The sequence below is a fragment of the Brevibacillus sp. NRS-1366 genome (assembly GCF_050467985.1).
The window spans coordinates 804,833-810,832 of sequence record NZ_JBITPN010000022.1 but is presented as its reverse complement, the minus strand read 5'-3'; the positions used below and the strand labels follow the sequence as shown (position 1 = coordinate 810,832).

6 protein-coding genes are annotated in these 6,000 nt (G+C 46.6%); 4 read left to right on the top strand and 2 right to left on the bottom strand.

Annotation, left to right across the window (positions count from 1 at the left end; translation table 11 throughout):
- Positions 1-43: 43 nt before the first annotated feature.
- Positions 44-1,516, bottom strand: coding sequence for an aminotransferase class I/II-fold pyridoxal phosphate-dependent enzyme (locus tag ACIFQN_RS20705; RefSeq protein ID WP_429834899.1), 1,473 nt, complete (start codon positions 1,514-1,516; stop codon positions 44-46).
- A gap of 166 nt (positions 1,517-1,682) precedes the next feature.
- Between ACIFQN_RS20705 and ACIFQN_RS20700 the strand changes: the two genes are divergently transcribed.
- On the top strand, positions 1,683-2,648 hold the full coding sequence (locus tag ACIFQN_RS20700; protein WP_429834932.1) for an NAD(P)H-dependent flavin oxidoreductase: 966 nt from the start codon (positions 1,683-1,685) through the stop codon (positions 2,646-2,648).
- A gap of 165 nt (positions 2,649-2,813) precedes the next feature.
- Here the strand turns inward: ACIFQN_RS20700 and ACIFQN_RS20695 are convergent, their stop codons facing one another.
- Positions 2,814-3,464 carry a YktB family protein gene (locus tag ACIFQN_RS20695; protein ID WP_429834898.1) on the bottom strand — a complete coding sequence of 217 codons (651 nt, stop codon included), beginning with the start codon at positions 3,462-3,464 and terminating at the stop codon, positions 2,814-2,816.
- A 222-nt stretch (positions 3,465-3,686) separates the two neighbouring features.
- Between ACIFQN_RS20695 and ACIFQN_RS20690 the strand changes: the two genes are divergently transcribed.
- The 3 genes from ACIFQN_RS20690 to ACIFQN_RS20680 all read left to right on the top strand — a co-directional run bounded on the left by ACIFQN_RS20690 (position 3,687) and on the right by ACIFQN_RS20680 (position 5,989).
- A complete protein-coding gene (locus tag ACIFQN_RS20690) occupies positions 3,687-4,286 on the top strand; it encodes a hypothetical protein (RefSeq protein WP_429834897.1) in 600 nt (199 codons plus the stop codon).
- Between the two features lie 250 nt (positions 4,287-4,536).
- Complete coding sequence (locus ACIFQN_RS20685) at positions 4,537-5,043, top strand: DUF4446 family protein (protein WP_429834896.1); 507 nt, start codon at positions 4,537-4,539, stop codon at positions 5,041-5,043.
- Positions 5,044-5,392: 349 nt separating this feature from the next.
- Positions 5,393-5,989: a hypothetical protein gene (locus tag ACIFQN_RS20680; RefSeq protein WP_429834895.1), complete on the top strand. Its 597-nt coding sequence runs from the start codon at positions 5,393-5,395 to the stop codon at positions 5,987-5,989.
- The last annotated feature ends 11 nt before the right edge of the window (positions 5,990-6,000 follow it).

Genomic DNA, 6,000 nt, shown 5'->3' with positions numbered 1-6,000 from the left:
ACTTTCTGGACAGCCCCTTTTGCTTGAGGGTACAAACATCGTTTTATCCGGAAATAGCAGTCTGTCTTTTTACAACCTTGATCGTTTTTAATGTCTCATCCTCTGGTCCCTGTACAGGCAGACCCACCCGAATGTTCTCTTGAATGTATGCAATATTTTCTTCTGTAATGACTTCTCCAGGCAAAAAAATAGGGATTCCTGGTGGATAGACCATAATAAATTCGGTAATGACCCTGCCCGCTGCCTCAACGAGCGGAACGGTCTCTGTCTCCGCATAAAAGGCATTGCGAGGAGTCGTCGACAGCATCGGAATGTTGGGAAGCGAGATAGTTGGCTTATCCTCTGCTTGGGCATGTGAGAATTCAACTGACAGATCGCGCAAAGCGTTTACCAATGTTCGAACGGATTCCTCCGTATCACCAGCAGTGATGAAGCAGAGGATATTGTACAGATCGCTCATTTCTACTTCGATGTTGTACTTGTCACGGAGCCAGTTTTCCACTTCCCAACCGGTAATCCCCAGATCGCGTACGTGGATCAACAGTTTAGTCGGATCCATGGCAAAGGTGGCTGGTTTTCCGAGAATTTCTTTTCCTACACAGTGAATACGCGGGATTTCATTAATCAGGTTCCGTGTTTTTTCAGCCAGTTCCATGGCTTGTTCGGCGAGCATACGTCCGTTCAGCGCCAAATGTTGACGAGCCATATCCAGTGAGGCTAGGAAAATGTAAGAGGTCGAAGTCGTCGTCAACATGCTCATCACTGTTTTTACCCGATCAACATCAACTAGTCCCTCGCGAACGTTTAAGATAGAAGTTTGCGTCAAGGAGCCACCCAGCTTATGTACACTGGTAGCGGCCATATCGGCGCCAGCTTGCATGGCAGATATCGGCAGCTCTTCATGAAAATGAATGTGAACACCATGCGCTTCGTCTACCAGTACGGGGATTTCATAATTATGCGCAGTCCGAACGATCTCGCGCAAGTCGCCGGCGATTCCGAAATAGGTTGGATTGATTACCAATAATGCAGCAGCATCTGGATGGGCTTCTAGTGCTCTTTGTACGGCTTTCACTGTGATCCCATGAGAGATGCCCAAACGCTCGTCCATAGCTGGATGAATAAAAATGGGTACGGCTCCTGCAAAAATAATCGCTGACATGATGGATTTATGCACGTTACGTGGAACGATAATTTTGTCGCCAGGCTTGCAAGTGGCCATGATCATCGCCATGATGGCACCGCTCGTCCCTTGTACAGAAAAAAATGTATGGTCAGCGCCGAAAGCTTCGGCAGCGAGTACTTGGGCTTCTTTAATCATTGCCTTTGGGTGATGCAGGTCATCCAGAGGCGCAATATTAATGAGGTCTATCGAGAGAGCGTTCTCCCCGATGAACTCGCGAAATGCCGGATGCATGCCCATACCCTTCTTATGGCCCGGAATGTGAAATTGTATCGGGTTCCGGTTGGCGTGTTCCAACAACCCGCTGAACAAAGGAGTTTTCATTTGTCTCACTTTCGATCGCCTCGCTTTACTAATCAAGAATAAATGGGGAAAAAACAAACAAATTGAGTATAGCAAAATAGGGGGGGAAAGCAAACGAATTTTTATTCACATTCTCTGCGGACAGCAGGAGTTTTACCTAATGGTCGAGAAGCTTTACAAAAATGGGGTGATGAGGATGAAAACAAGGGTAAGTGAACTGCTTCAAATCGAATATCCAATAGTCCAAGGAGGATTAGCCTATCTAGCATATGCTGATTTGGCTGCAGCGGTGTCAAATGCAGGAGGACTCGGACAAATTACCGCCATGTCATTGCCGTCAGCAGAGGCTCTGCGCGAAGAAATTCGCAAGGTACGTTTATTGACTGATAAGCCATTTGGAGTGAATTTCGCCATTGGTCAATATAATCGTCCGTACGAAGAACTGTTGGATGTCGCAATTGATGAAGGCGTAAAGGCCATTTCGGTTACGGGGGGCAATCCTGAGCCGTTGATCCGCAGGCTGGATGGCCATGATGTGAAAAAGCTCGTGCTGGTCGCCTCGGTCCGGCAAGCGCAAAAGGCAGAAGCGATCGGCGCGGATGCGGTTATGGCAGTTGGCCAGGAAGGCGGCGGCCATCTGGGGCGGGATGATATAGGGACGTTTGTCCTCATTCCACGGGTTGTGGATTCGGTCAAAATCCCTGTGCTGGCAAGTGGAGGCATTGGGGATGGGCGAGGAATTCTTGCGGCTTTGGCATTGGGTGCTGAAGGAGTGGAGATGGGGACGCGTTTTATTGCGACCCAGGAGTGCGTCCATGCTCATGCAGCATATAAAGAAGCCATTCTAAAAGGAACGGAGCAAGATACTGCTGTCATCAAAAGAACTCTGGGTGCACCCGCACGAGTAGTGCGTACACCTGGTTCAGACCATATCCTTTCGCTCGAACGAGAAGGAGCAGGGTACGATGAACTAAAGCCGTTCATCAGCGGTGCGAATAACCGTACCTTCATTTATGAAGGGGATGAACAAAAAGGCTTTGGCTGGGCTGGTCAAGTAATCGGCTTAATCCAGGACGTTCCTTACGTGCAGGAGTTGTTTACACGGATGTTCGACGAGTTTGAGCAATCATGGACTCGAATCCAGAAATACCAAGAGCGGTAGGTGTATCTATCCGCTATTGTTCCCGAAAAACAAAAGAACAGGCCGACGCTTTTTCATTAGAAAGCGGACCTGTTCTTTTGCATATATCTTACCGTATAGGAAAATGTGAAGTGCTTCGGTCGCTCCTCCATGAGCAGATCTTCGATACAGGTTGTTTTAACAAAGCTAGGAAGAGGCGGTCAATGCACCAGAGCTGCTAAGATTGTATAGTTTGGTTAATACGGCAAAAGTTGTTTCCAGGCGGGCAACAAGGGCATTTCCGTCAAGAAGAATCGGATCGTTTCGATCAATGGTAATCCCGCAAAGGAGTTCTGCTTTTTTCACTTGAGCCAGTCTGTCTACCAGCTTTGCTACACCCTCTTTGCCGAGCTCGTGCTGTGCGGTGCTAGCAGGCTGGGTATGATCAGGGGACCAATGAAAATGATCTGGAATCAATTCCAGAATTTCATCCATATTCTCCTTCATTGCCTGACTGATAGCTCCTTTTGAGGGTGCTTCATAAATGACGGCATACCAGACGAACAAATGAGTACCCCACAAGCCGATTTGGAAGTGCGGATGCTTTTTGTACCCGCGTTTGTCTGCTGCCCAGGCGACCCACGTATCAACAGGAGGATTCACCGTGCGACGGGCGTGCTTTGCTACATGGTAAAACATTTCGTGGCCACATGAGATGGAGAGCAGTGGAGCGAATTGCTGACCAAGTGCTTCCAGTTTGGGCCGGATAATCGTTTTGATGGCATCCATACGCTGATCCAATCCATCAATGCTAAAAACATCGAAATCTTCTTGCGCAAAACCATGAAACGCTGACATGCAACGAACACCTCTTTTTATACATCATCGGACCACTTGTAAGAAATGGGCGAAAGTCCCTGTCAAGGGAGCTTGGAATCCTCATATGATATCATACCACGCAGGAAAAAAATACATGCCGGGATATGAATAGCAAAACCGAAGCCTGAATAATATGATATACCACTCACTCCCTTACAGCAAAAATGATATCTGAGTATTCTGTTAATGGGAGGGGCCTTGATGAATCTCGGCATTGAGTTGGAATATTTTAATCTGGCCGTATGGTTTAACCGCAAGACGTTGCACGCAATGTTGCAGGCCCTGGTGGAAGCAGGGGTGAGCGTCAAGTGGAAAGAGACTCCCGAGCAGTTTCACCTCCTCGTGAACACCACAGATGATCAATCCGACTGGAAAATGCAGCGTGTGAATGGTTCTTACAAGCTGCATCTGGCAGGAATTCCTGTCCATGACAAACGTGTGGCCTTCGTCCTTGAGTCTTTTATTGAAAAGGCCAAAGGCCATGCCATCATCAAGACCATTTTCGACGACAGGGTTCAAATGAAGCATATCCGGTATGGAGAGGCCATCAGAATAGTGGAAATAAAAGGAGCTGAGAAAAAAGTGATCTACGAAAAATCTTTCAATGTGACTATGGATCAGGTGATTGCTGCTTTGAAACGGCGTGATTTGGAAGAGCGTATCCCCGTTTTACGTCTGGAGCTGGACTATGAGTTGGCTACCTTGTTTGATGCGATGATGGCAAAGGACAATGTTCAGATGAAACAATCCAAGGAACGCTTGAAACAGCTCCGAAGAGAAATGCTGCTACTGGAAGCGTAAGGTAGACTGGAGGATAACTGACGGACGATGAGTTTGACACATAAGCATACGGAATGAAGGAAGCGACATCTCAAACATGAGGGTGTCGCTTTTTTTGGCGTGTTTTTATTGATAGTCGTACGTTTGTCTTGGATCGATCGTCTTATTCCTGCATTTGCGAAAAGACTTTGTTTGAATGGGCGACGTGTCGGAGGTACAATATATAGGGATTGTGACTATGTACCCAAGTACCAGAAAGGAAGAAAATGTTTTGGAACCATTCCTATCACAAATCTCCAATGTGGGGATTCTGCTTTTGGCTGTCATCGCTTTGAATGTGGTCTTGCTTCTCGTTTGCATCATGCAGTCTCTGCGTATCAGTCGACTGCGCAAATCTGTAAACCGATTTATGACGGGAGCGGGCGGTGCAAATTTGGAGGAAGGTATGCATCGTTTACTAGATCAGATCGATGAAGTGAAAAAGTTTCAAAATGACCAGCAATTTGTGGTGAATCGATTATCACAACGTATAGCCTCACAGTGTGGGAAGGTAGCAGTTATTCGGTACAATGCTTTTGGGGATGTCGGCAGCGATCTGAGTTTCTCCATGGCGATCGTGGATGATGCACAAAATGGTGTTGTGATTACGAGCATTTTTGGAAGGGAAGAATCGCGCGTGTACGCGAAGCCGCTTATCGCAGGTACTTCTGTGTATCATTTATCAGAGGAAGAACAAGCGGCCATTCGTAAAGCGATGAATCCTCCCGTTGGAGCATAAAGTACATCGAATTTCTCTGAAATTGCAAGCATATGAATGAATCAGAGAGTTCTTTCCTTCTCCGTGCCGCTAAGTGACGATATTCAGCCTTTTTGCGAAAATTAATCCGCTTTTTGTTCAAGACTTTTGATGGCGTCTGTTGTATAATAAGAAGTGTCAAGGATGGTTTTTTTTCGTTAAATACAAAAAGTAGGTGATCCGCCTTCATTACCCAAATCGACTTTCGATTCGCGGGGCAAGGCCAGGTTCTACAGCGTTCCTTCGTTGACACTTAGCGTATCTCCTCTCATTTGGATAATTGTTAGGTCGTACTCGGCCACTGCAAACCAAAAGAATTGAGGAGATATTTATGGCACAGCGTTTAGCAACCAATTACGCCAAGGCCTATTTTACGGTGAATGAAGAAGAGCTGAACCAATTCGTCTCGCTCTTCACCAATGAACACATTTCAGTCGATGTCAAAGTATGTGACAATGGTGACCGTGACGTTATCCTGACCGACAATAACGGGGAGATTCAACTGAGTTTCTTGCGTGTCGGCAATCGCTATTCGTGTGACAGTTCCTATCTCATTCGGGATCGGCAATTGGCAAATGCGATGCGCAAAGCAATGAAAACGTTCCGCGGCTACGGTATTGTCCATCGGATTTATGATGGTTTTACGGTCGTATACCACTACGATCAAGGGTCTGTCGTCAGTATTCAGGAGCTTTCCGGGGATGAGGAGACTTCCATTTTTGAAAATACCTCGCCTAGCATTACTCATGAACTGGAATCTTTGTTCCAGCAAGTGGGGAGCGAACAGGAAATTGAATCCTTACGTTTGGAAACAGACCGTTGGCTGGATTTGCGTAATTGGGCAAAGGGTGCTGCCCCCGAAAAACTTCCAGCAATTGATACTCGATTAGCTATATTATCGCGACGTTTGTTTGAATTAGAAGTATAAATCAGGGAAAA

Excerpts from the sequence above, each read along its gene's own strand:
- ACIFQN_RS20700 (WP_429834932.1), top strand. The coding sequence starts at position 1,683 with ATGAAAACAAGGGTAAGTGAACTGCTTCAAATCGAATATCCAATAGTC.
- ACIFQN_RS20695 (WP_429834898.1), bottom strand. The coding sequence starts at position 3,464 with ATGTCAGCGTTTCATGGTTTTGCGCAAGAAGATTTCGATGTTTTTAGC.
- ACIFQN_RS20690 (WP_429834897.1), top strand. The coding sequence starts at position 3,687 with ATGAATCTCGGCATTGAGTTGGAATATTTTAATCTGGCCGTATGGTTT.
- ACIFQN_RS20680 (WP_429834895.1), top strand. The coding sequence starts at position 5,393 with ATGGCACAGCGTTTAGCAACCAATTACGCCAAGGCCTATTTTACGGTG.